Annotated in this window: 15 protein-coding genes; 3 read left to right on the forward strand and 12 right to left on the reverse strand. The window is 70.6% G+C overall.

Going from position 1 to position 24,812, the window contains the following annotated elements:
- Positions 1-15 precede the first annotated feature (15 nt).
- Both ACFVVM_RS32015 and ACFVVM_RS32020 read right to left on the reverse strand, forming a co-directional pair.
- Positions 16-1,149 (reverse strand): isochorismate synthase MenF, encoded by a 1,134-nt coding sequence (locus ACFVVM_RS32015; protein WP_387625966.1) that lies wholly within the window; start codon positions 1,147-1,149, stop codon positions 16-18.
- A gap of 161 nt (positions 1,150-1,310) precedes the next feature.
- Positions 1,311-2,900, reverse strand: coding sequence for an MFS transporter (locus ACFVVM_RS32020; RefSeq protein ID WP_387625968.1), 1,590 nt, complete (start codon positions 2,898-2,900; stop codon positions 1,311-1,313).
- An 80-nt stretch (positions 2,901-2,980) separates the two neighbouring features.
- On the opposite strand from ACFVVM_RS32020, the gene ACFVVM_RS32025 reads away from it, so the two are divergent.
- Positions 2,981-4,135, forward strand: a complete 1,155-nt coding sequence (locus ACFVVM_RS32025; protein WP_387625970.1) for a DUF5925 domain-containing protein — start codon at positions 2,981-2,983, stop codon at positions 4,133-4,135.
- Here ACFVVM_RS32025 and ACFVVM_RS32030 read toward each other — a convergent pair.
- Positions 4,098-4,703 (reverse strand): TetR/AcrR family transcriptional regulator, encoded by a 606-nt coding sequence (locus tag ACFVVM_RS32030; RefSeq protein WP_387625972.1) that lies wholly within the window; start codon positions 4,701-4,703, stop codon positions 4,098-4,100. The two genes, ACFVVM_RS32025 and ACFVVM_RS32030, sit on opposite strands and share 38 nt — an antisense overlap.
- Positions 4,704-4,808: 105 nt before the next feature.
- Here ACFVVM_RS32030 and ACFVVM_RS32035 point away from each other — a divergent pair, with 105 nt between their 5' ends.
- Positions 4,809-6,509: a nitroreductase family deazaflavin-dependent oxidoreductase gene (locus ACFVVM_RS32035; RefSeq protein ID WP_387625974.1), complete on the forward strand. Its 1,701-nt coding sequence runs from the start codon at positions 4,809-4,811 to the stop codon at positions 6,507-6,509.
- On the opposite strand, the gene ACFVVM_RS32040 is transcribed toward ACFVVM_RS32035, so the two are convergent.
- The 9 genes from ACFVVM_RS32040 to ACFVVM_RS32080 form a co-directional block, all read right to left on the reverse strand.
- Complete coding sequence (locus tag ACFVVM_RS32040) at positions 6,499-7,884, reverse strand: MFS transporter (protein ID WP_387625976.1); 1,386 nt, start codon at positions 7,882-7,884, stop codon at positions 6,499-6,501. The two genes, ACFVVM_RS32035 and ACFVVM_RS32040, sit on opposite strands and share 11 nt — an antisense overlap.
- A gap of 104 nt (positions 7,885-7,988) precedes the next feature.
- Positions 7,989-8,990, reverse strand: a complete 1,002-nt coding sequence (locus ACFVVM_RS32045) for an ABC transporter substrate-binding protein (protein ID WP_387625978.1) — start codon at positions 8,988-8,990, stop codon at positions 7,989-7,991.
- Between the two features lie 34 nt (positions 8,991-9,024).
- Positions 9,025-17,778 carry an amino acid adenylation domain-containing protein gene (locus ACFVVM_RS32050; RefSeq protein WP_387625980.1) on the reverse strand — a complete coding sequence of 2,918 codons (8,754 nt, stop codon included), beginning with the start codon at positions 17,776-17,778 and terminating at the stop codon, positions 9,025-9,027.
- Between the two features lie 214 nt (positions 17,779-17,992).
- On the reverse strand, positions 17,993-18,835 hold the full coding sequence (locus ACFVVM_RS32055; protein WP_387625982.1) for a siderophore-interacting protein: 843 nt from the start codon (positions 18,833-18,835) through the stop codon (positions 17,993-17,995).
- Positions 18,832-19,827 (reverse strand): ABC transporter substrate-binding protein, encoded by a 996-nt coding sequence (locus ACFVVM_RS32060; RefSeq protein WP_387625984.1) that lies wholly within the window; start codon positions 19,825-19,827, stop codon positions 18,832-18,834. The genes ACFVVM_RS32055 and ACFVVM_RS32060 overlap by 4 nt, the downstream gene beginning before the upstream one ends.
- Positions 19,828-19,873: 46 nt before the next feature.
- Complete coding sequence (locus ACFVVM_RS32065; protein ID WP_387625986.1) at positions 19,874-20,686, reverse strand: ABC transporter ATP-binding protein; 813 nt, start codon at positions 20,684-20,686, stop codon at positions 19,874-19,876.
- A gap of 8 nt (positions 20,687-20,694) precedes the next feature.
- Positions 20,695-21,750 carry a FecCD family ABC transporter permease gene (locus ACFVVM_RS32070; protein ID WP_387625988.1) on the reverse strand — a complete coding sequence of 352 codons (1,056 nt, stop codon included), beginning with the start codon at positions 21,748-21,750 and terminating at the stop codon, positions 20,695-20,697.
- On the reverse strand, positions 21,747-22,745 hold the full coding sequence (locus tag ACFVVM_RS32075; RefSeq protein WP_387625990.1) for a FecCD family ABC transporter permease: 999 nt from the start codon (positions 22,743-22,745) through the stop codon (positions 21,747-21,749). The genes ACFVVM_RS32070 and ACFVVM_RS32075 overlap by 4 nt, the downstream gene beginning before the upstream one ends.
- 171 nt (positions 22,746-22,916) lie before the next feature.
- Positions 22,917-23,759 (reverse strand): NAD(P)H-binding protein, encoded by an 843-nt coding sequence (locus ACFVVM_RS32080; RefSeq protein WP_387625992.1) that lies wholly within the window; start codon positions 23,757-23,759, stop codon positions 22,917-22,919.
- 81 nt (positions 23,760-23,840) lie between these two features.
- Between ACFVVM_RS32080 and ACFVVM_RS32085 the strand changes: the two genes are divergently transcribed.
- On the forward strand, positions 23,841-24,791 hold the full coding sequence (locus ACFVVM_RS32085) for an AraC family transcriptional regulator (RefSeq protein WP_387625995.1): 951 nt from the start codon (positions 23,841-23,843) through the stop codon (positions 24,789-24,791).
- Positions 24,792-24,812: the final 21 nt, after the last annotated feature.

Raw genomic sequence — 24,812 nt, forward strand, 5'->3', positions numbered from 1 at the left:
GCTCGGTGGGTCGATCTAGGAGACGCCGACCGGCAGGTCGGTGACGCCCAGCGCGCCGAGGATGCGCCCGAGCTTGCCGGTGGTCTCGGTCAATTCGGCGGCCGGATCGGATTCGGCGACGATGCCGCCACCCGCGTGGGCGAGCAGGCTCAGGCCGTCGGCGGACAGTTCGGCGCAGCGGATGCTCACCATCCACTCGCCGTTGCCCTCGGCATCGCACCAGCCGACCGCGCCCGCGTAGAAACCGCGCTCACCCTCGAGCTCGGCGATGACGCGGGCCGCCGCGGCGGTGGGGGTGCCGCAGACCGCGGGTGTCGGGTGCAGTGCGACCGCCAGTTCCAGCGCCGTCGGTCCGGCCGTCGGCACGGTCGCGGTGATCGGGGTGCCGAGATGCCACATCGCCGGGGTGCTGGTGAGTTCCGGTGCGGGAGTGCGCACGTCGGCGCAGCGGTCACGCAGCACCGTCGACACCTGGTCGGTGACGAAGCGGTGTTCGGCGTGGTCCTTGGGCGAGCCGAGCAGCGCGTCGGCGGCGGCCTGGTCCGCGACGCTGTCGGTGTGCACGCGGCGGGCCGATCCGGCGAGCGGATGGCTCAGGATCTCGTTGCCGTCGCGGCGCACCAGGATCTCGGGACTGGAACCGACGAGGTGCAGGCCCGGATAGCGACCACCGGCGGCGGACAGGTCGACCAGGAAGCCGTTGGCGTGCGGGTCCGAGGCGACCATCAGGTCCAGAATGTGTTGTGCGCGTACCGGTTGCGTGGCCAGGCCGCGAACTGCCCTGGCCAGCACCACCTTCCGCACCGGATGCCCAGGGTTGGCGAGCAGCTCGACCGCCGCGGCGACGCGGCGGTGGTGCTCCTCGGGCGCGGGGATCGCGGCGTCGATGGTGAAGCCGGGCAGTGTGCGCGGCTCGGGGCGGTGCGGCGCGTCGGTGATGGTCACCGAGTCCGGCGCCCACAGCGCCGCGGGGGCGCCGGGGGTGAACGGCAGGGCGCCGACGATGTGGCTGATCCGGCCGCTGCGCAGGGCGGTGATCGCGTCGTGTGCCGAGCGGAAGACCGTGTCGCCCGCTGTCGCGGACACCGTCCGATGCGGGCGGGACAGGACGAAAGCGGGATCGGAGCTGTCGGTATTGATGATGATCATCCTCTCGGTCACGTGTCGTGCACTGCGCCACCGTCGCCTCGTGGCGCGACCGGAGACGCCTCCCCCTCTGGTTAGCCTATCCTGAATTGACCACTAAGTGGTCAGCTCTGGTGGCAGGGGTGCTTGACAGAACCGGCGGAATCACCCGCTCGGACCACCCGTCAGTGCGAGTCCGCGACCTCCGCGACGGGCTCGGCTTCCCGCGTTTCGTTCGGTGCCGGGAGATGGCGCAGCAGCACCATGACCAGCACTGCCGCGAGCGCGGTGAGTCCGATGCCGACCACCGAGTTCACCTGCAGCGCGTGCGTATACGCCTGCCGCGCGACCTCGGCCAGCTCGCCGCCGAGCGCCGCGGGCAGCGACGTCGCGACGTGCAGTGCCCCGGCGAGGGTGTCCTCCGCGACACCGGCGACCTCGGCGGGCAGCCCGGCGGGCATGGTCTCGGCCATCTGCCCGCGATAGACCGCGGTCCCGATGCTGCCGATCACCGCGACGCCGAGCGCCGCCGACAGTTCCTGGCCGGTCTCCGAGATCGCCGAGGCGGCACCGGCGCGCGCCGGGTCGACCGCGCCGACGATCAGATCGAGGCCGAGCACGAACATCGGGCTGAGGCCGAGGGAGAACACGACCATGCCGGTGACGATCAGCGCGAGGTCGTCACCGCCGGAGAGCTGGGTGAACACCGCGTAGCCGAGCATCGCGAGGACCAGGCCACCGGCCATCAGGTACGCGGGGCGCACCCGTGGCGCGACCGCGCTCACCACACCGGCGGCCACCACCATCGCGACGGCCTGCGGCACCGTCCACAGTCCGGCCTCGAACGCCGAGAGCCCCAGGACGAGCTGCAGGTACTGGGCCAGCAGCAGGAACAGCCCGCCCATCGCGAGCATGGCGATCATCAGCGCCACCAGCGACCCGCTGAACCGCACATTGCCGAACAGGCGCAGGTCGATCAGTGGATCGGTCAGCCGTCGCTGGCGCAGCACGAACACCGTGCCGAGGGCCAGACCGGCCGCCAGCACGCCCGCCGCCTCGATCGACCAGCCGTCCTTGGCCAGTTCCTTGATGCCGTAGATGACCGACATCACCGCCAGCAGCGACAGCAGGGCGCTGAGCAGATCGAGCTTGCCCGGATTCGGGTCCTTGTACTCCGGCAACAGCACCGGGCCGCTGGCCAGCAGCAGCACCATCGCCGGGACCGCGACCAGGAACACCGAGCCCCACCAGAAGTTCTCCAGCATCGCCCCGCCGACCAGCGGGCCGATCACCATGCCGACCATGAAGCTGGTCATCCACACGCTGATCGCGGCGGTGCGCTGGCGATCGTCGTGGAACATGTTGCGGATGAGCGCCAGCGTGGACGGCATCAGCGTCGCGCCGGCGATGCCGAGCAGCGCGCGGGTGCCGATGAGCATGCTCGCGCTGGTCGAGTACGCGGCCAGCACCGAGGCGATGCCGAAGGCCAGCGCGCCGATCATCAGCAGTTTGCGGCGGCCGATGCGGTCGCCGACGGTGCCCATGGTGATCAGGAATCCGGCGACCAGGAAGCCGTAGATGTCGAGGATCCACAGCAGTTGCGAACTACTCGGCGCCAGGGCCTCGCTGATCTGCGGGATCGCGAGGTAGAGCACGCTGAGGTCCATCGAGATGAGCAGCGTCGGCAGGGCCAGGACCGCCAACCCGATCCATTCCTTGACTCCGGCTCGCGCGGGAGGTTCGCCGGGGGTCTGTTCGTGCTGGGTTGACGTCACGTCACGACGCTACCGACGGATCGAGCACGCGCGCCAATAGATTTTTACTGGTTGGACATCGCGGGGCCGGTCCAACGATGATGGGCGCGGTGTCCACACGTCATGAACAGCTCCGTCTCGTCGACCCGCCGCACCGGTCGGACGATCCCGGCGAGCCGTTCCCGTGGTCGGCGGCGATCGACTCGACCTATTCGACCCGCGACGCCATCGACGCGCTCGCCCTCGCGCCGTTCCTGCGCGGTGACCAGCCCTTCGCCCGTCAGGCCCACCTCGACCGGGTCCGTCCCGAGGCGACCCTGCGGCCCGCGGTCTCGCGCATCGTGCGCGCGGTCGCCGACGACGACAGCAGCGCGTTGCTCGCCGCCGGTGACGGCTGGTCGCTGCGGGCCGTGCGCTGGGCGGGTGGTTCGGCCACCGTCGAGGTGACCGCGGTCAGCGACGAACTCGCCGTCGAGGTGCTGGCGCAGGCCACCGAGGGCGCCGCCCAGCCCGCCGGTGCCGCGGCCTCGGTGGAAATGGGCTTCTGGCACATGGATGTTCGCCGCCCCGCGCGCAGGCGCAGGCAGATCGCGGCGCCGGCCTGGCCGGAGATCCGCGGCAATTACGCGGGGGAGGTGGCGGCGAGTCTGGACCGGCTGATGGGTCTGCGGGTCGACGACGTCCGGGGCAGGCTGGTGCTGCTGCACGGCGAGCCGGGCACGGGCAAGACCACCGCGTTGCGCGCGCTGGCGCGGGCCTGGGCGCCGTGGTGTCAGGTCGACTGTGTCGTCGATCCCGAGGAGCTGTTCAGCAATCCGGGCTATCTGATGGAGGTCGCCGCGGGCGCCGACGGTGACGACGAGGACGGCCGCTGGCGCCTGCTCGTGCTGGAGGACTGCGACGAACTCATCCGCGGTGAGGCGAAAGAGGCTGCGGGGCAGAAGCTTTCCCGACTGCTCAATCTGACCGACGGCATGCTCGGCCAGGGGCGCAAGGTGCTGATCGCCATCACCACCAACGAGGATCTGTCCCGGCTGCACCCCGCCGTCGTCCGGCCCGGTCGCTGCCTGGCCCAGCTGGAGGTCGGCCGGCTCTCGGCCGCGGAGGCGCGCGCCTGGCTAGCTGAGACTGGCTGTGCCGCAAGCGATTCCGTTGGTGATGGCGCGACGCTGGCCGAGCTGGTCTCCCGCCGTGACGGGGAGATCCGGATCCGGTCGGTCACACGGGAGTCGGCCGAGGTCGGTCTGTATCTATGAGCTGCTGGGGCGGGACGTGTGCCCGGATCAGCTCGGTGAGATGACGGCCCACCCGGTCCAGCGGCTCGGCGCTGCGCTTGGCCAGTGACATGACCACCGCGCCCTCGATCGCGGCGATCACGGTGGTCGCCAGCGACAGCGCGGTCTCGGGCGCGACGTGCTCGGCGCGCAGCCGGGTGGCCAGGGCCTGCTCCCAGTCGTCGAACGCCGCGCCTGCCGCGTCGGCGGCCCCGGCCGACTCCGACCGGCCCAGCGCCGCGGCCACGACCGGGCACCCGGCGAGGAAATCGCTGGATTCGACGACCTGCTTCCAGGTGTCGGTGAACGAGGTGACGGTCGCCTCGGGCTCGCCGCGGCGGCCGAAGGTCTCGATGAGCGTCGTCATCGCCCGGCCCGCGACCCTGGTCGCCTCGGTGATCAGTTCGGATTTGCCGCCGGGGAAGTTCAGGTAGATCGTCCGCCGGGAGATGCCGCTGTGGTCGAGCAGCTGGGTGACTCCGGTCCCGGCCACGCCGTTGCGGCGCACCAGGTCGATCGCGCTCTGCACGAGTCCGTCACGCGCTGCCATCGGCGTCCTTTCGTTCGGTCCGATTGAAGTATACCGATCGGTGTACTACTGTGCGGTAAGGTACACCGATCGGTGTACCACAGGCATCCCGCGGAGGAGTCGACGATGACAGCCCTGAGCGATCCGCTCGCCCTACCGTGCGGCCAGGTGCTGCCCAACCGGCTGATGAAGGCCGCGCTGAGCGAGGGTCTCGGCTCGACGGAGTTCGGGCCCGACGAGCGCCTCGACCGGCTCTACCGGCGCTGGGGCGCGGGCGGTTTCGGCCTGATCGTGACCGGCAATGTGATGGTCGACCGCACTCAGCTCGGCGAACCGGGCAATGTCGTCATCGAGGACGAGCGCCACCTCGCTGACCTGCGCCGCTGGGCCGAGACCGCGAAGGCGGGCTGCGCGCGGATCTGGATGCAGATCAACCATCCCGGCAGGCAGGCCAACCCGCTGGCGACCAGGACTCAGCCGGTGGCGCCCTCGGCGATCGGCCTCGAGCTGCCCGGTGTGCCCGCGCCGCGCGCGCTCACCGATGCCGAGATCGTCGACATCGTCGGCCGCTTCGCCACCACCGCGCGGATCGCGGAGGCCGCCGGATTCGACGGCGTGCAGATCCATGGCGCGCACGGCTACCTCGTCTCGCAATTCCTCTCGCCGCTGGCCAATCAGCGCGAGGACCGCTGGGGTGGGAACGCCGAGAATCGGGCGCGCTTCGTGCTCGAGGTGGCCCGCGCGATCAGGGCCGAGGTGTCGGACTCGTTCGCCGTGGCGATCAAGCTCAATTCCGCGGACTTCCAGCGTGGCGGTTTCACCGAGGACGAGTCCCGCGAAGTGGTGCGGCGCCTGGCCGCCGAGCGGCTGGATCTGATCGAGATCAGCGGTGGCAGTTACGAATCGCCCGCGATGATGGGTCGGCCGGTCACCCGGTCGGCCAGTACCGCGGCGCGGGAGGCGTACTTCCTCGAGTACGCGCGGTCGGTCCGCGCGGTCGCAGGGGCGGTGCCGCTGGCGGTGACCGGCGGGTTCCGTACCAGGACCGCGATGGACGCGGCGGTCGAGTCGGGGGAGTGCGATGTGGTCGGGCTCGGCCGCCCCGCCGCCATCGTGCCGAGCGCGGCCGGTGATCTGCTGCACGGCCGCACTGCCCGGCTGCGTTCGCCGCGGGTGTCGTTGCGGCTGCCCGCGGCGATGACGACGCTGGCCGGGATCAAGGCCGTCGAGGGCGCGCTCGACCTGCAGTGGCACACCGACCAGCTGCACCGCATCGGTGCGGGCATCGACCCCGACCCCGAGCGCACCGCGTGGTTCACCGCGGCGACCATGCTCAAGCGCAACGGCGTCGACGCGTTCCGGAGCAGAAGGAGTTCGACCGTGAATCAGAAACCGAAGGATCCGGCCCTGCGCAAGTTCGAGTTCGAACGCGCGGTGGGCCGCTATGTCGCCAACCCGACCGTTCGCGCGCTGAGCCGCCTCGGCATCCGCACCTCGTTCGCGACCGACCTGGAGACCACCGGCCGCAAGTCCGGCCAGATCAGGGTGGTCCCGGTCTCGGTGGCCTTCGACGACACCGGCGCCTGGGTGATCAGCCAGCACGGCACCCGATCCGGTTGGGCCGCCAATATCGGCGCCGAGCCGAAAATCCGGGTCCGCCAGGGCGATCGCTGGCGCACCGGCGTCGCCGAACTCCGCCCGTCCGACGACGTGGTCGCCCGGGCCCGCACCTTCGCCCCGAACCCGCTGTTCGCCGGACTCACCGCCGCGACCTTCCGGGCGTTGCAGAGCACCCCGGTCTCGGTGCGGATCACCTTCACCGACTGACTGTCCGCGCTGCCGCGGCGCAGGCCAGAGTGAGGACGAGCGGGACGGCCAGCGCCGCGGTGAGCGGGATCAGGGCGGTCAGCCAGCCGATGACCGACGGTCCCGCCAACAGGCCCAGGTAGCCGATGGTGAAGACGCGGGACATGTCGGTGGCGGCGGTGCTGCCACCGAGATTGCCTGCGGCGGAGAAGATCTGGGGGACGCCGCCGGCGATGCCGAGGCCGCACATGGCCCAGCCGACCAGCGTCAGCGGTAGCCAGGGCGAGGCGATCACCACCGCGAACCCGGCGGCGGCGAGCAAACTGCCGTACCGCACGATGGCCACCGGACCGAACGCCCCGCTCACCCGGTCGGTGAGGAACCGCCCGATCGTCATCGTCGCCGAGAAGGCCCCGAACGCCAGCGCCGCATCCGACTCCGACGCACCGAGATGCTCGCGCGCCTGCAACGCACTCCAGTCCGCGGCCACTCCTTCGGCCAGCAGCAAGACGAACGCGATCACCCCGAGCGACAACACTTTTCGCCGCCGATCGCGTGCCCAGCGATCCTCGGCGCCGGTCATGCTCGGCGCCACCTCGACCTTGCCATCCTCGGCGCCAATTTCATGAGCGGCGGGCTTCGCCACACCGGCGTCGGCCGCGGGCCGTGCGGGTGTTTCGTGAGCGGGAGCGGTCGTCTCATCAGAAGAAGCGAGCCGGGCGGTCGCTGCGTCCGTGGCGACGATGTGTGGCGCCGTCGTCTTGTCGCCGCCAGCGGGCTGCCCGGTCGCCTCGTCGTAGTCTTCGAGGCGCGATGTCGCATCGTGGTGGTCGACCAGGCGGGGGACCAGCAGGGCGGTGCAGATCAACCCGGCGATGCTCGCGCAGGTCAGGGTCAGCTGGGGTGGCCAGTCGGCGCGCTGGGCGGCGGCGCCGACCAGTGCCCCGGCGAAGCCGCCCGCGGAGAACATGGCGTGGAAGGCCGACATGATCGGCCGGTGATACGCCCGCTCGACGTGCACCGCCTGGGTGTTCATCGAGACATCGAGTGCCCCGTTCCCGAAACCGAAACAGACCAGCGCGATGCCGAGGGCGAGCGGACCGGTGGCCAGTCCCGGGCCGAGCACGGTGATCGACACGGCCGTCGCCGCGATCGCGACCAGCGTCCGACTCCCGATCCGATCGGCCACCGGCCCCGCCAGCCGCATCCCCACCAGCGCCGCCCCGGCCAGCAGCAATACGAACATGCCGAGCGCCGACGCCGAAACCCCGGCCCGATCGGTGATCGCCGGAATGTGCACAACCCACATCGCCAGCAGGAACCCGTTCAACGTGAACGCGCTGAACACCGCCACCCTCGCCGACCGAAGCCGCCGATCAACCGTCGCTGACCTCACCGGCTCGACGGTACCGCCGCCACCGAGCCCCCGCCCGAAACGCGATCACCCCGTCCGCCGGGTACGGCGAACGGGGTGATCGTGGTTGTGCCGGCCTCGGGTGGTCAGGCCTTGAAGCGCTCGGCCAGCAGGTCGAGGGTGGCCATGGCCTCCCGGTAGTCCGGGCGCTTGGCGCTCGCGGGGAGCTCGTAGACCTGGTTCTGCTGGAAGGCGGGCAGGATGCCCAGCGCCGGATCGGCCTGCAGCCCGGCGATGTCGCGGCCGCCGTCGAGCTTGATGACGAACAGCACCGGTGCGGTGACGACAGTGCTCAGCAGCTCGGGGCTGAAGGTCACCCAGTCACCTGCCTCGGCCTTGGTCGGGTTGCCCGCCTTGGCTTCGATCTGGTCGTCGATGGTGAAGCCGACCGAGGACAGCAGCGTGGCCAGCGGGGTGTTGGGGGCGAGCAGGATGGGCTTGCCGTCCGCCTGCGACTGCATCACGGCGGTCGCGCCCTGCGGCAGCTTCACCGCGGCTTTCACCTCCGCGACCTTGGCGTTGTAGGCGGCGATCATGCCGTCGACCTTTTCGGGGCGGTTGACGAAGTCGGCGACCGCCTTCAGCTGGTCTTCCCAGTTGGCGAGGTTCGAGGGCACCAGCGCGGTGGGGGCGACAGCGGCGAGCTTGTCGTAGTTCTTGATCGTCTGCTGGCCGGGCCAGCCGGGTCCGCCGCCGATGATCAGGTCGGGCTGCTGGGCGGCGATGAACTCCAGGTTCAGGTCGTCACCGGAGGTCACCGCGACGGTGCCCTGCTCCTTGGCGTCCGCGGCCCAAGCGGCCGGGAACTCGCCGGGCTCGAGTGTAACGCCGAGGATGCGCGGATCCGCGGCCTTCACCTTGGCTTCGAGGTCGAACAGGAAGCCGGCGAGCGCGCCGTTGAGGACCACGACGCGCTGCGGGTCGGCGGGCACGGTGACCGGGCCCTTGGCGGTTTCCACCTGGCGGGTGCCCGCGTCGGCGGGCTCATCGGCGGTGGAGCTGCCGCAGGCCGCTGCCGTCGCGGACACCGCGACGATCAGGAGCGCGGCGGCGGCACGCATGCGTGCCGTCATTCGGTGCGTTGACATGGAGGGTTTTCCTTCTTTCTTTCCAAGTGGAAACTCAGGTGCGGATCGCGGGATCCGCGTCGAGCAGCGCGGCGACCTCTATCCAGCCGGTCGGCATCGCGATGTCGTTGTGGGTGTAGGGAAGTCGCCGGACCACCAGCTGCGCGCCCGCGGCCTGCCACTCGGTCAGCTGGGCGTGCACGCGCTCGGGTTCGAGGCCGTTGTCCGCGCAGTACAGGGCCATCGGACCGCTGTAGCTGGGCGACTCCGACGTGGTGACCATGCGCAGCAGCTCGGTCGCGGCATTGCGCACGACCACCGCCAATTCCGGGGCGTACTCGGCGATCTCGGGGAGCAGCTCGTCCATCCCGGCGGGGTTGGCCAGGGTGGCGGCGGCCCGATCGGTCAGGTTCGAGAGCGGATGGGAGTCGAGCAGGCCCACGTAGCCGACCTGCTCGCCCTCGGCTTCCAGGATGGCCGCCATCGCGTGGGCGAGATTGCCGCCCAGCGAGTAGCCGAGCAGGTGGTACGGACCCCGCGGCTGGATGCGGCGGACGGCGGCCAGGTAGAACTGCGCCAGGTCGTCGAGCGTGCGCGTCTGGGTCTGCGGGTCGGTGAGCTGGGGCATCTGCAGGCCGATGATCGGTCGTTCGGCGCGCAGCAGGCGGGCCAGCGGCGCGTATTTCCATGCGGTGCCGCCGATCTGGTGGATGCAGAACAGCGGTGCGGCCGAGCCCTCGGCGCGCAGCTCCAGCACCGGATCGAGGCGGCGGCCCAAACTGGCCAGACCGTCGGCCGGTCGCGGCGTGCTCGGATCGACCGCGCCGATGCGTGCCGCGAGCCGACGCGGCGTGGGCGCGGTGAACACGTCGTCGAGGACCGCGGGCAGGTCGGCGCGGGTCAACCGGCCGATCAGCCGCACCGCGAGCAGCGAGTGCCCGCCCTTGTCGAAGAAGTCGTCGTCGGCGCCGATCTCCTCGACCGACAGCACCGCCGCCATGGCCTGGCAGATCGTGTCGAGCAGGCCGGGCGACACGGCCGTCGTCTCGGCAGGGGAACCGGCGATGCTGTCCGGGGACCGGGGGGCTTCCGGCGCGGGCAGCTGCTGCCTGGCGATCTTCTCGGTCGCGGTGCGCGGAATGTGATCCAGCGCCACGAAGGCCGACGGAATCATGTACGCGGGCAATGCCGTTCGCAGCTGTTCACGCACCGCGTCGGTGTCGAGCGCGATGCCGGACCTGGCGATGAGATAGGCGACCAGGCGCTGATCACCCGGTGTGTCCTCGCGCAGCAGCACCACCGCCTGGGCCACCCCGGCACAGGTGAGCAGGGCCGATTCGATATCGCCCAGTTCGATGCGCTGGCCGCGCAACTTCACCTGGCTGTCGGTGCGGCCGACGTACTCGAGTTCACCGCGCGGGTTCAGCTTCACCAGATCGCCGGTGCGGTACATCCTTTCGCCGTTCCCGTACGGGTCGGCGACGAAGGCGGCGGCACTGAGATCGGGACGGGCCAGATAGCCGCGCGCCAGCCGGACACCGGTCATGTAGAGCTCGCCGATGGTGCCCTCGGGGACCGGCCGCAGCTCGTCGTCGAGGATGCGGACGGTGTCGGCGGGTGCGCCGACCGGGACCGAGGCGGTGTCGGCGTCGACGGTCTCGTGGAAGGTGAAGCCGATCGCGGCCTCGGTGGGACCGTAGAAGTTGTACACGGCGGTGCCGGTCAGCGCGCGCATGCGATGTGCCGTCGCGGGCGGCAGCACCTCGCCGCCGGTGAGGACGCAGCGCAGATCCGTGCAGCCCGACAGGTCGGCCTCTTCGGCGAGCACGGTCAGCATGGAGGTCGTCATCCACATCGCGGTCACCCGCTCCGCGCTCATGAGCTGGGCCTGGTAGTAGGGATCGCGATGACCGCCGGGGCGGGTCAACACGATTCGCGCGCCGACGTGCAGCGGGAGGAACATCTCCATGAGCGAGGCGTCGAAGATCGGCGGGGTGCGGTAGAGCATCGTGTCGCCGGGCCCGAACCGGCGTTCGCGCTGCAGCCATTCGAAGGTGGAGATGATCGAGGCGTGTGACAGGCTCACGCCCTTGGGCACCCCGGTGGAGCCGGAGGTGAACAGCAGGCACGCGGTGTTGGCGGGGCGCAGGGGCGCGAGTCGGTCGGCATCGGTGAGTGCCGTATCGGCGAATTCGCTGGTGTCCGCCTCCATCAGCGAGTGCAGCACCAGCCGGGGTGCGGCCGTGTCGAGGATCTTCTCGACGCGCTGCGCGGGCTGTTCCGGGTCCACCGGTAGATACACGCCACCGGCTCGGCAGATGGCGTGCGCCGTGACGACCGAGTCGATGGAGCGTGGCATGGCGACGGCCACCACGATCTCGGGGCCGACACCGCGTGCGATGAGCCAGCGGGCCAGGCGATTCGCCCTTGCCTCGAATTCCTGGAAGTCGATCGTGACGCCTTCCGCCGTGATGGCGGGCTGCGCCGGATCGACGGGGGTGCCCCATTCGGCGAGGGTGTCGCCTTGCGGGTCCGGCTGGGCACTGGTGGTGGGTCGTGCCGTGGCAGCGGGTGGCGTCGTCGCGACAGCTGGTGTGGTGGCGGCAGTCGCGGGCGGGACCACCGGGGCGAGGGGGTCGAGGAACAGCGCGGGGGCGGGGTCGGTGTCGGAGGTGACGGCGGTCAGGATCGCACCGATCCGGTCGGCGATCCTGGCGAGCGTGGTGTCGTGGACGGCGGCGCGGTCGTACCAGATCACCAGCTCGAGCCGGTCGCCTGGCGGCGCGATCAGGGTCATCGGGTAGTGCGTGTTGCCGTGGTTGTGGAAGTCGCCGCGGCGAAGTTCGTGCGACTCCGGCTGTCCGGCACCGGAATTCGGGAAGTTCTCGAAAGCCACCAGGGTGTCGAAGAGAGTGCCGACGCCCGCGATCCGCTCGATCTCCGCGAGGCTCGCGTGGTCGAACTCCTGCATGGCGAACTGGTTCTCCTGCAGGTCGGCCAGCTGTTCGAGCAGCGCGCGCTCCGGGTCGAGCGCGCAGCGCACCGGCACGGTGTTGGCGAACAGGCCGACCATGCCCGCCACGCCGGGCAGTTCGGCGGGGCGGCCGGAGACCGTCGCGCCGAACACGACGTCGGTGCGGCCGGTGAGCGCGGCGAGCACCAGGGCCCAGGTGCCCTGTACCAGGGTGTTCATCGTCAGACCGCGTCGGCGGCCGAGCTCGGCGAGCGCCGTGGCGAGCGATTCCGGCAGCGGAACCTGCCACTGCCGGAACTCGCGTTCGCGAGAGGTGTTGGTGCGCACCAGGGTCGGTGCGGCGAGACCGGCCAGGCGCCGCGACCAGGCCGCGCGGACGGCCGCGCGGTCCCGGGTGCCGATCCAGGCCAGGTAGTCGCTGTAGGAGGCGGGCGAGGGCAGTTCGTCGCCGTGGTAGGTGGCCAGCACCTCGCGCAGCACGATCGGGGTCGACCAGCCGTCGATCACCAGGTGGTGGGTGTTGAGCACCAGCCGGTGTGCCTGACCGGGCATGCGAATCAGGGTGGCGCGCAACATCGGTGACCGGTCCACCGCGAACCGGTGCCGGATCGCCTCGGCTTCCAGGCGGTCGGCGGCGGCCTGCGCGGTACGCAGCGGCAATCCGGACAGGTCCACTTCACGCCAGGGCATGCCGACCGACCGGGGGACCGCCTGCACCGGCTGATCCAGGTTCTCGTAGTGGAAGGCCGCGGCCATGGTGGGGTGTCGGCCGACGACGGTGTCGAAGGCCGCCGACAAGCGGGGGCCGTCCAGTGGTCCGTGCAGGTCGACGCGGGCGCTCAGGGTGTAGACATCGTCGGCACCGTCGCGAATCGCGTGGAACAGCAACCCTTCCTGCAACGGCGACAGCGGCAGCAGTTCGGCCAGCGGGCCGTGTGCGGCCTCGAGCGCGCCGATGGTCTCCTGGGTGACGGACAGGCCGGGGGAGTCCGAGGGTGTGAGCCCGCCGGGGAACAGCACCGCGTGCGCGGCGAACGCCTCCAGGGCGAGTTCGAAGTGCCGCTGGAGCTCCGCGACCTGGCGCGCACCGAGAATCCGGCTCGCGGCGGTCCACTCGATGGCGAGCCGGGCGGCACCCTGCGCGGTACCGGACTCGTGCACGAAGACATTGAGCGCGAGCACTTCCGTGAGTGCCTTCTCCGGCGGTTCCGCCACCGCGAACGCGTCGTGTTCGGGCAGGCTCCAGCCGAGCGCGCCACCGCCACCGAAGCGGCCGAGGTAGTTGAGCAGCACCTCGGGCGCGCGCCGTCCGGCGAAGCGCGGCGCGGTCTCCGGATCGAGCCTGCGCAGCACGCCGTACCCCACGCCATTGCCCGGGGTGGCTCGCTTGGCCTCCTTGACCGCGCGCAACAGCGTGCCTGCCGCCGCGCCGCCGGCCAGTGCCTCGGCGAGCCCGTCCGGCGCGTCGATTCCGGTCGCGGGCGTCCACACCGGGAACTCGCTGGTGAACCAGCCGATGGTGCCTGCGAAATCGGTGTCGGCACGCAGGGCTTCGCGCCCGTGGCCCTCGACCGTGACCGGCCTGCCCGGCTCGAGCGCCTCGCCCCGCTCGTGCCGCCAGGCGTTGAGCGCCAGCATGAGCGCCGCGAGCAACACCTCGTCGGTCTTCGCCCGATAGGCGGCGGGCAGCGTGGTCAGCAGCGCTTCGGAGATTTCCGGCGGCGCGAAAGTCCTTGTCTGCTCGGCACTCTCGACGAGATCGAGAGCGTGGTCGAGCGCCCGTTCGCCGAGCGTCGCGACGGTGCCGTCACCCAGCGCACGCTCCCAGTGCGCCAGTTCCGAGCGGCGCTCGCCTGCCGCACCGGACTCGGCGAGCAGCGTGGCGTACCGCCGCCACGAACTACCCTTCGCGGTCAGCCGTGCCGGACGTGCGTCCCGCGCCGCCACACACGCCTCGTACAGCTCGGGCACCAGAATCCGCCACGAAACCCCGTCCACCACGACGTGATTGGCCACGAGGACCAGCCGATCGGCGGTTCCCGGCGCGGTGCGCACCAACGCGGCACGAATCTCGACACCGGCGGCGGGATCCAATTCCCCCGCCAGCTCGGTCGCCACCGACTCGATCAGCGCGGCCGTGTCCTCAGCCGAGTCAGCGTGCTGCGCTGGCTCGTCCGAGGACAGCTCGCGGACCAGGTCCGATGCGCGCACCGTGCCCACGCCCGCGACCTCCAGCCGGGGGCCGGTGTCGGAATCGTCGAGGATCAGGCGCAGGGCGTCGTGGCGGTCGAGCAGGGTTTGGAGGCCGGTGATCAGGTGGTCGAGCGCCAGGTCCTCGTGCAGGGTCAGGGCTGTCCACTGGGCGTAGCCGGCGACGGCGGTGCGGCTCGGGTTCGCTTCGAGTAGGGCGGCCACCATGGGCGGGATCGGGACGAGGCCGGTGGCCTCGTCCGGTACCGCGACCAGGGCGCGGTCTGCGGCCACCTCGGCCGCGGCGGCGATCGTCGCCAGATCGCGTTGGGACAGCAGGGTTTTCGGCTGGACCTCCCAGCCCAGTGCGCGCAGACGGCTGCTCACGCCGATCGCGGTGATGCTGTCGCCGCCGAGGCCGAAGAAGTCGTCGGTGGCATTGACCTGTGGCACGCCGAGGACGTCCGCGACCACGCCGCACAGCGCGCGCTCCTGCTCGGTGCGGGGCGGGCGGCCGGTCGAGGTGAGCTGGGGCGCGGGCAGGGCCGCGCGGTCGAGTTTGCCGTTCACGGTGGTCGGCAGGGCATCGAGCACCACGAGTGCCGAGGGCACCAGGTGGTCGGGCACCAGGGTGGTCAATCGGTGGCGCAGCTGGTCGGCGTCGAGGGTACGGCCCGCCTCGGGGACCAGGTAGCCCACCAGGCGGGTGCTGTCGCCGGACTTGCGGATGGTGGCGGCCGCGGCGACCACCCCGGGCAGTGCGCCGAGTGACGCCTCGACCTCGCCCAGCTCCACGCGATAGCCGCGCACCTTGATCTGCTGGTCGGCGCGTCCGAGGTAGTCGTAACCGTGGCCGGGAATCCAGCGCGCCCGGTCGCCGGTGCGATACATGCGCTCACCCGCCGCGAACGGATCGGCGACGAACCGCTCCGCCGTCACCACCTCACGTCCGAGGTAGCCGCGCGCCAATTGCGGACCGGCCAAATACAATTCGCCGATCTCGCCGTCCGGCACCAGCTGCAACCCACCGTCGAGCAGGTAGGCGCGGGTTCCGGCGAGCGGACCGCCGATATGCGGGAACTCACCGGTCACCGACGCACTGAGCGCGTCAACGGTGGCCTCCGTCGGGCCATACATGTTGCGGGCGGCCACCTTCGACGCGACGATCGTCGACCACAGCGCGGGCGGAGTCGCCTCGCCACCGAGCAAGAGCAGCTCGGGACGATGCGCGCTGCCGAGCAGCCCGTTGTCGATCAGGGCGGTCGCCATGGAGGGTGTCGTGTCGACGACATCGATCCGATCGGCGCGCAACGCCGCGATCTGCGCGGCCGCGTCCTTCTGGATGTCGGTGTCGTACAGATGGATCCGATGCCCACACCACAACCACAGCAGCTGATCGAGCGCAGCGTCGAAGGCGAAGGAGTAGGTGTGCGCAACGTGCAGCTGCCGCCCGCCTGCCCGTTCGGCGGTATCGGCGTAGACGGTGGACCGGTGGTGGTGCAGCAACTGGGCCATCGCCCCACAGGAGATCTGCACGCCCTTGGGCTTGCCGGTGGACCCCGAGGTGTACACGACGTAGGCCAGATGCGCGGCCGAGCGCGGCGCGGCGAGTTCGGCCGCGGCCAGGGGACCGTCTGGGAGCGCGGCGACAGCTTCGCGAATTCCGCTGTCCGACAATCGAATCAGTGCACCGGAGCGATCGGCGTGCGCCGAGTCGTCAGTCGGGCTCAGCGAACCGGAGTGAGGGGCATCGTCCGCGGGGTCGCCATTCGAGGTCGGCGCACCCGGCTGAGGGGCGTGTGCCACGTCGCCGTTCGGGGTCGGCGTGGCCGATCTGTCGGCGGACGCCGCGTTCGCGGTTTCGTCGGCCATCGCGATCAGGGAGGCGGATCGGTCGGCGAACACGGTGTCCGCGACCGCGTCATCGGTGAGGATCAGCACCGGTGCGGCGTCCTCGACGATGTCGGCGATGCGCTGCGCGGGGTGGGCGATGTCGAGGATCAAGTACGCGGCGCCCGCGTGCCGGACGGCGAGCATCGCGACGACCAGTTCCACCGTGCGCGGCAGCGCGATGCCGACGATGTCCTCGGGACCGACGCCCCGGCCACACAGATACCGTGCCAACCGGTGCGCCCGGGCGCCCAGTTCGGCGGCGGTGAGCCGGTGGGCACCGTCGACGAGCACGATGTCGTCCGGCTGGGCCGCGACCATGCGGTCGAAGACCTCGACCGCGTCCTCGGGCGCACCGGGCAGGGCGGCACCGGCGCGGTCGAGGGCGATGCGCGCCCCGATCTCGGCCGGGTACGGGGTGATCGCGCCGAGGGGCTTGTCCGCCGCGTCGACCAGTTCGGTGATCAGCGCGACCAGTGCGGCCATCCGCCGCCGGGCCGTGGCGGCGTCGAGAGAGCGGGCGTCGACCTCGAAGCCGAGCTGGATCCGGTCGCCCGACAGCGGGGTCACGGTCAGGCCGAGATCCTCCGGCGGGCCACCGGCGACATTGCGCAGCGTGCCGGTGGCGCCGTCGAAATCGAGGGCGAAGTCGAAGGCCTTGAGGTTGACGCCGATGCCGTGCAGCAGCGCTCCGGTCTGTGCGCCGCCGAATTCGCGGGCCAGGTCCTCACCGCGGAATCGCTGGTGGGCGCGCATCTCCCGCAGGGCATCGGCGACCCGCTTGCCGAGGTCGCCGAGATGATCCTGGCCGGAGACCGTGACGCGCAGCGGTAGCACGTTGACCGCCATCGACGGCGTGGTGAGGGCGGTCTTGCCGACGCGCGCCATCATCGGCAGCGCGATGACCACATCGGTCTCGCCGAGCAGCCGGTGCACGAAGCCCGCGTATCCGGCGACGAGCACGTCGGCCCAGGTGATGCCGGTCGCCGTGGCCGCGGCCTTGACGCGGGCCACCAGATCGGCGTCGAGGACGGCGCGGACTTCGTGGGTCCGCTCGACCACGCCCTCGGGCGCGCTGCCGCGACTGTCCAGCGGCGGCAGCGGGGTGAGCCGGTCGCGCCAGTAGGCGCGGTCGAGCTGATGTGCCTGGCTCGCCCGGTATTCCAGGTCCTCGGCCACCAGCGTCTCGAGCGAGCCCCACCGCAGCGGCGGCACGTCACCGCCGCGGCGCAGCGCGGTGTAGTGGGCGGCGACCCTGCGCGAGACCATGGCCGCGCTGTAGCCGTCGATGATCAGGTGGTGGTAGAGCTGGATGCACCACACGTCGGTGTCGGTGAGGCGCAGCAGTGTGTAGGTGGAGAGCTGCCGGTCGACCATGGCCCGGCAGTAGGTGGCGGAGCGTTCGCGTTCGGCGGCGACCAGCCGGTGCGCGGCCGCCACCGGGTCGGCCTCGCCGCGGAGATCGATGAGCGGCCGCAGTTCGGGTTCGCGGTCGGTGATCCGCTGCCGCGGTCCCTCGGGGGTGTCGGCGAATCGCAGTCGCATCGTGTCGGTTTCGACGATGGTGCGGCGAATCGCGGTGTCGAGCAGGGTCACGTCGATGGGACCGGGTCCGGAGATCTCCAGTACCTCGCCGACCATGTAGCTGAGTGAGTCGGGGTCGAGACGCTGGGCGTTCCAGATGCCCAGTTGTGCTCCGGTGAGCGGTGATCCGGGATCGTCGGCGCTTACGTCGTCCCGTTCCACCGTTCCCACAGCAACTCCTTCATCGACGTTCTCGACCCCTCCCTCGTGTCACTCGGGCTCACGGAGAGCCCACCCGGACCGAGGCGGAGGGTAGGTTAGCCTAAGTCCGTGCGAAACAGCAGATTGTGGCTCGTGTCACCGAGGAACTCGGCCTGAGACATATGATTAGCCTAACCTGAATAGTGCACGGAATGGTTAACTTCCTCGCAACCTTCGCCGGGTCTCAGTCCTCCTGATCGAAATCGGTGACGCCGCGCTTCCAGTACCCCGCGATGAGCGAGTCCTTGGGCCCGATGCCGAGGTCGTTGCGGATGATCTTGCGCACCCCGCGCAGGCAGCCCGCCTCGCCGGCCGCCCACGCGTAGACGCGGTGCCCGGCAGGCACTTCCACCGTGCGTACGGCCTGCTCCAGGATGTCGCTGGTGCCCGGTTCGAGCTCGCCGCGGTGCAGCCAGCGCACGCTGACACCGGCGGGCGGATCCAGCGGGATCTCCTCGGCGGGCCCGCCCACCTCGATGAACGCCCAGCCGGTGGTGTCGCGCGGCATGCGCTCGAGCCAGCGGGCCATGGCGGGCAGCGCGGTGATGTCACCAGCGAGCAGGTAGTCGTCGTAGCTCTCCGGGATGACGACGCCACCGGGCGGACCGGCGATGTGCATCTTCGTGCCGGGCGTGACCGAGCTCGCCCAATCGGAGGCGAGGCCGCCGGGATGGATGACGAAATCGATGTCGAGTTCGCCGTCTTCGACGCTGTGGCGGCGCACGCTGTACTCGCGCGAGACCGGTCGCGGGTTACTGCCCCACTCGAGCCCCATGCCCTCGCGCCGCGGCAGCCGGAGGACACCGTCCTCGCCCGGGAAGATCAGGCGCACATGCTCATCCGGCACGTAGCTGTGGAACTGCGCGATGTCCGGGCCGCCGAAGGTGATTCGCAGCAGCGCCGCGCCGACGGGAACGACCCGCAGCACCTCCACTTCCTGTAGGCCGATCGGGTACGGCACCTTGGCACCGTGCTCCCCGGCGAGCACCTCGGCGATGTTCTCGGCGCAGGCGCTGCGATCCCTCACTGGAAACGCTCGACGAGCAGGTCGAGGGTGGTCATGACGGTGCGGTAGTCCGGCCGCGAGCTGGTGGCGGGCAGTTCGAAGACCTTGTTCGCGGTGAACGAGGGCAGCGTGGCGTACATCGGGTCGGCGCGCAGCTCCTCGAGCGAACGGCCACCGGCCAGCGGGATGGTGAACAGCACGGGCGCGTCGATCACGGTGTTGATCAGCTCCGGGCTGAAGCTGATGAAGTCGGCGCTCTGCTCCTTGACCGGGTCGCCTGCCTTGGCCTCGACCTGGGTGTCCAGGGTGAAGCCGACCTCCGCGAGCAGGGCGGGCAGCGCGGCGGTGGGGATGAAGACGGTCGGCTTCTGGCTCTTGATCGACTGCATCACCACGGTCGCGCCGGCGGGCGCGTTGATCTTGTTCTTGGCCTCGGTCAGCTTGGCCTGGTAGTTCGCGATCAGGGTGTCGACATTGGCCGGCTTGTTGACGGTCTCGGCGATGAACCGCAGCTGGTCCTGCCAGTTGGTGGTCTCGGTCGGCATCAGCACGGTCGGGGCGATGGCGCTGAGCTGGTCGTAGGCATTGACCGACTGCTGGCCCGGGTAGCCCTGGCCGCCGCCGATGATCAGATCGGGGCGCTGGGCGGCGATGAACTCGAGGTTGATGTTCTCACCCGAGGGCACGGCCTGGGTGCCCTGCTTCTTCGCGTCCTCGGCCCAGCCGGTGGGGAACTCGCCCGGCTTGTTCGGGACACCGAGCAGGCGCGGATCCGCCGCGACGACGGTGGCCTCGAGGTCGTAGAGATAACCGGCCAGATTGCCGTTGAGCACGATGACGCGCTGCGGGTCGGCGGGCACCTCGATGGGGCCCTTCGCCGACGGCACGGTCCGCGCGCCCGCGTCGGCGGCGTCGGTGGACGAGTTACCGCAGGCGGTGAGCAGCGCGACCAGCGCGAGAACCACGAGGGCGAGGGCGGCGCGGAGCCGACCCGAAGAACGGTTGATGACCATGGACGGGGACTTCCTCATTTCTAGGGTCGGTGGCGGCGTTGCCACCTCAGTGCACCTGTGCGGCGTTCTCCGCCAGTGGAATCACCAGCGGCGTACCGGTTTCCGGATCGTCGACGATGCGGCACCGCAGCGAGAACACCTCGTGGACCAGTGCCACGGTGACGATCTCGGCGGGCGGACCGGCGGCGACGACCCGCCCGTCGCGCATGGCGATCAGGTGGTCGGCGTAGCGGAACGCGTGGTTCAGGTCGTGCAGTACCGCGACGACCGTGCGGCCGGAATCGCGATTGAGCGAGCGGCACAGATCCAGCAGCTGGATCTGGTAGGCGATGTCGAGATAGGTCGTCGGCTCGTCGAGCAGGATGATGGGCGTCTGCTGGGCGAGCACCATCGAGATCCACACCCGCTGGCGCTGACCACCCGACAGCTGCTCGACCGGCCGCGCCGACAGGTCGACGACACCGGTGGCCGCCATCGCCGCCGCGACCGCCTCTTCATCGGTCTTGGACCACTGGCGCAACAGCGTCTGATGCGGATAGCGGCCGCGCGCGACGAGATCCGCGACCCGGATGCCGTCGGGCGCGGTCGAGGTCTGCGGCAGCAGGCCGACCTGACGGGCGAATTCCTTGGCCGGATACTCGGTCACCGGCTTGTCGTCGAGCAGCACCGTCCCGGAGTCGGGGGTGAGCAGCCGGGCCAGCGCGCGCAGCAGCGTGGACTTGCCACAGGCGTTCGGGCCGATGATCACGGTGAACTTGCCATCCGGGATCTCCACGGACAGTTGATCACTGATCGTGGTGCCCTTGTACCCGAGCCGGACCTGGTCGGCGCGCAACCGCGCAGCGTGAGAGTCGTTCATGTCGCTTCCTATTTCCGTCGCGCTTCGGCGACGAGCAGATACGCCAGGTACAGGCCGCCGATCGAGCCGGTGACGATGCCGACCGGGATGGTGGTCGGGGCGAAGGCGCGCTGGGCGATCCAGTCGCAGACGATGAGCAGGGCCGCGCCCATCGCCGCGGCGGGGGCCAGCGCGATCGACGGGGTGCGGGTGAGCCTGCGGGCCAGGTGCGGTGCGGCCAGCGCGACGAAGGCGATCGGTCCGGCGACGGCCGTCGCCAGTGAGGTGAAGGCGACGCTGAGCGCGATCAGCCAGCCGGTCGCCTTGCTCGCGTTCACGCCGAGGGCGCGCGCGGTGTCGTCGCCGAGTTCGAGGATCTGCAGGCGGGGCGCGGCCGGGATCAGCGCCAGCGCCAGCACGGCGAGGATGAGCATCGTCGGCAGGACCTGCGGCCAGGACAGCCCGTTGAGCGAGCCCATGCCCCAGGCCGCCGCCGACATCGCCGCGTCCAGGTCGGCCCGCATGATCAGCCAGGTGTTGACCGAGGCGAGCATGGCGCTCACACCGATGCCGACGATGATCAGCCGGAAGCCGGTCACGTTGTGCCGGAAGGCCAGCAGGTGGATCACCAGGGCGGCACCGAGGCCGCCGATCATCGCGCCCGCCGCGGTCTGGAAGCTGCCGCCGCCGATGATCAGGATCACCAGCAGCGCCCCGGTGTAGGCGCCGGTGCTGAACCCGATGATGTCGGGACTGCCGAGCGGATTGCGGGTGACCGATTGCAGGATCGCGCCGCTCACGCCGAGCGCCGCACCGAGTGCCAGCGCCAGCAGGATGCGCGGCAGCCGCCAGTCCCACACCACCAGCCGGTCGAAGCGCTCGTCGCCGATGAACAGCGCCCGCACCACGCGCGGCGCGGGAATCGGGAAATCGCCGCTGCCCAGCGCGAAGACGGCGGTGGCGAGGGCGATCACCAGCAGAATCGCGCACACCACCACGGTGCGCAGACCGATTCGCGTGGTGATGCCGAGGCGCTCGGATCGCACCACGAGCATCGTGCGCCCGAAATCGAATTTCGTACTCATGCGGCAGCTCCCACCCGGGCACGGCGTGCCAGCCAGATCAGCAACGGTGCGCCGAGGAAGGCGGTGACCAGACCGGCGGGCACCTCGTCGGACGGAAGGAGCACGCGGCCGAGGATGTCCGCGGTGAGCACCAGCAGCGGCGCGAGCACCAGCGAGTACCCGAAGATCCAGCGCTGATCGGCACCGACCAGCCAGCGCGCGATGTGCGGCACCGCCAGACCGATGAAGGCGATCGGGCCGACCGCCGCGGTCGCGGTCCCGCACAGCAGCACCAGCGCCAGCGCGGTGAGCAGCCGGGTGCGGCTGACGTTCACGCCGAGGGACCGGGCCAGATCGTCGCCGAGGGCGACGGCATTGAGCGAGCGCGCGCAGGCCGCGGCGATCAGCAGACCGATCACGATGAACGGCGCGGCGCCCGCGATGATGTCGAATCCGCGGCCGGTGAGCGAACCGGCGTCCCAGTTGCGCATCTCGTCGAAAGCCTTGGGGTCGACCAGGATCAGGCCACGGGTGAGGCCGGTCAGCACCGCGGTGGCGGCGACCCCGGCCAGGGTGAGGCGGATCGGGTCGGTGCCGGTCTGACCCGCGGTGCCGAGCCGGTACACCACGATCGAGACCAGCGCGGCACCGACGAAACCGAACCACACATAGGAGGTGATCTGACTCACGCCGAGCACACCCACCGCCAGCGTGATCGCGAAGGCGGCGCCCGCGTTGACACCGAGCAGGCCGGGATCGGCGAGCGGGTTGCGGGTCAGGCCCTGCATCAGGCAGCCCGCGACGCCGAGCGCGACTCCGCAGAGCAGTCCGAGGATCGTGCGCGGCAGCCGGTATTCGGTGATGGTGATGTGGTCGGGCGTGGTCGCGGGCCCGGTCAGCGCCAGCCAGACCTCACCGAACGGAATCGACTTGGTACCGATCAGCAGGCTCAGCAAACAGGCCGCGATCAGCAACGCGACTGTCAGCAACCAGCCGAACCAGCGCGGACTTCTCATCAGGGGAATCTCTCTCGCTCGAACCAGACCATCGAGGAGGTTAGCTCGAGCAATGGTCAGACAGGTGAGCCTACCCTGATCTACTGCCCGTCTGGGAGGTGCGTTTCCAGGTCACCGGGCCCCGGCGGCCGAGAAGTCGCCGCCGCCGGAGCCCGGTGATCAACTGCCCGGCTACTGCGGAGTCCACACGCCGGACGCGGCGGTCTCCTCGGCGTACTCGGTGAAGTCGCGGGGCTCGCGGCCGAGGGCGCGGCGGACACCGTCGGCGGTGGGGGTGTTGCGGCCGTCGAGGATGGTGCCGAAGAGATAGTCGAGCAGGGAGACGACGTCGCCGGGGACCTGGTACTCGGTGAGAGCGGCGACGAACTCGGGGCGCGAGACCGGCACGAAGGCGATCTCGCGGTCGGTGGCGGCGGCGATCTCGGCGACCGCCTCGGCGAAGGTCAGCGCGCGCGGGCCGGTGAGTTCGTAGACCTCGCCCGCGTGCCGGGGATCGGTGAGGGCGGCGAAGGCCACCTCGGCGATGTCGTCGACGTGCACGAACGGTTCCGGCACATCGCCGTTGGGCAGGGCGACCGCCCCGGCCAGGACATCGGGGAGGAACGCGCCCTCGCTGAAGTTCTGGGCGAAGAAGCTGCACCGCACGATCGTCCAGTCCAGGCCCGAATCCTCCACGATGCGTTCGCATTCGCGGGCCTCGGGCTCCCCGCGCCCGGACAGCATCACCACCGAGCGCACGCCCGCGGACTTCGCGGCCGCGGTGAACGCGTGGATGATGTCCGGTGCGCCGGGTACGGCGACATCGGGCTGGAAGGCCAGGTAGACCGAGTCGACCCCGGCGAGCGCGGGCGCCCAGGTGTCGCGGTCGGTCCAGTCGAAGGGAATCGGGGCGGTGCGCGAGCCGAGCCGGACCGGATGTCCGGCGGCCTCGAGCAGTGCCGCGACGCGACTGCCGGTCTTGCCCGTACCGCCGGTGACGAGGAAAAGCTGCTGGTGAGAAGTGGTGTTTGTCATGTCTTCAGTACATCGGCGAACGGTCACCGGCAACATCGTCGCGGCGCTCACGAACATGCGCTGTCGTCTACTGTGAGAGATGTGGATGCGTTAGCCGGTCTGCTTGAAGGTCCACGGGCGCGCGGTGCGTTCCTCATGTGCTCGCTGCTCAACCCACCGTGGTCGCTGCGGATACAGGACGAGGCGCCACTGACAGTGCTCGCGATGATTCGCGGAACAGCCTGGGTGATCACCGATTCCGCGCCGCCGCGCCAGCTCGGGCCCGGTGACGTCGCGGTCTTCCGCGGGCCGAAACCGTATACGGTGGCCGACGATCCGGCGACCGAACCGCAGATCGTCATCCACCCGGGCGAGGTCACCACCACGCCCGACGGTGAGATCCTGTGCGAGACACTGAATCTCGGTGTCCGTCAGTGGGGCACCGATCCCGACGGTGAGACGCTGATGGTCACCGGCACCTACGAATCGGCGGGCGCGGTGAGCCGACGGCTGCTGCGCGCGCTGCCCGAGGTCGCGGTGCTGCCGCGCGGTGAACTCGACACCCGCCTGCTCGATCTGCTCGTCGACGAGGCCACCAAGGACCTGCCCGCCCAGAGCGTGGTGCTCGACCGCCTGCTCGACCTGCTGCTCATCGCCGCCCTGCGCGCCTGGTTCGCCCGCGACGACGCCCCCGCCTGGTATCACGCCTACAGCGATCCGCTGGTCGGCAAGGCCCTGCGCCTGCTGCAGCACAATCCGGCGCATCCGTGGACGGTGGTCGGGCTGGCCGAGGCGGTCGGGATGTCGCGGGCCGCGCTGGCCCGGCGGTTCACCGAACTGGTCGGCGAACCACCGATGACGTTCCTGACCGAATGGCGGTTGTCGCTGGCCGCCGACCTGCTCGCCGAATCCGACGCGACCGTCGAGGCCATCGCCCGCCAGGTCGGCTACGGCAGCGCCTTCGCGCTGAGTACCGCGTTCAAACGGCACTTCGGGGTGAGTCCGCGCGATCACCGCCAGGGTGGCGCGGCGGCGCTGTCGTCATCGGCCTGAGCGGGCCGGTGCTGTAAGGAT

It is taken from the genome of Nocardia sp. NPDC058176, from assembly GCF_042883805.1.
Taxonomy (GTDB): domain Bacteria; phylum Actinomycetota; class Actinomycetes; order Mycobacteriales; family Mycobacteriaceae; genus Nocardia.

Bases quoted from the DNA above. Each gene is read 5' to 3' on its own strand.
- ACFVVM_RS32025 (WP_387625970.1), top strand. From the start codon at position 2,981: ATGGGCGCGGTGTCCACACGTCATGAACAGCTCCGTCTCGTCGACCCG.
- ACFVVM_RS32065 (WP_387625986.1), bottom strand. From the start codon at position 20,686: ATGAACGACTCTCACGCTGCGCGGTTGCGCGCCGACCAGGTCCGGCTC.
- ACFVVM_RS32080 (WP_387625992.1), bottom strand. From the start codon at position 23,759: ATGACAAACACCACTTCTCACCAGCAGCTTTTCCTCGTCACCGGCGGT.
- ACFVVM_RS32075 (WP_387625990.1), bottom strand. From the start codon at position 22,745: ATGAGAAGTCCGCGCTGGTTCGGCTGGTTGCTGACAGTCGCGTTGCTG.
- ACFVVM_RS32045 (WP_387625978.1), bottom strand. From the start codon at position 8,990: ATGTCAACGCACCGAATGACGGCACGCATGCGTGCCGCCGCCGCGCTC.
- ACFVVM_RS32035 (WP_387625974.1), top strand. From the start codon at position 4,809: ATGACAGCCCTGAGCGATCCGCTCGCCCTACCGTGCGGCCAGGTGCTG.
- ACFVVM_RS32015 (WP_387625966.1), bottom strand. From the start codon at position 1,149: ATGATCATCATCAATACCGACAGCTCCGATCCCGCTTTCGTCCTGTCC.
- ACFVVM_RS32070 (WP_387625988.1), bottom strand. From the start codon at position 21,750: ATGAGTACGAAATTCGATTTCGGGCGCACGATGCTCGTGGTGCGATCC.
- ACFVVM_RS32030 (WP_387625972.1), bottom strand. From the start codon at position 4,703: ATGGCAGCGCGTGACGGACTCGTGCAGAGCGCGATCGACCTGGTGCGC.
- ACFVVM_RS32060 (WP_387625984.1), bottom strand. From the start codon at position 19,827: ATGGTCATCAACCGTTCTTCGGGTCGGCTCCGCGCCGCCCTCGCCCTC.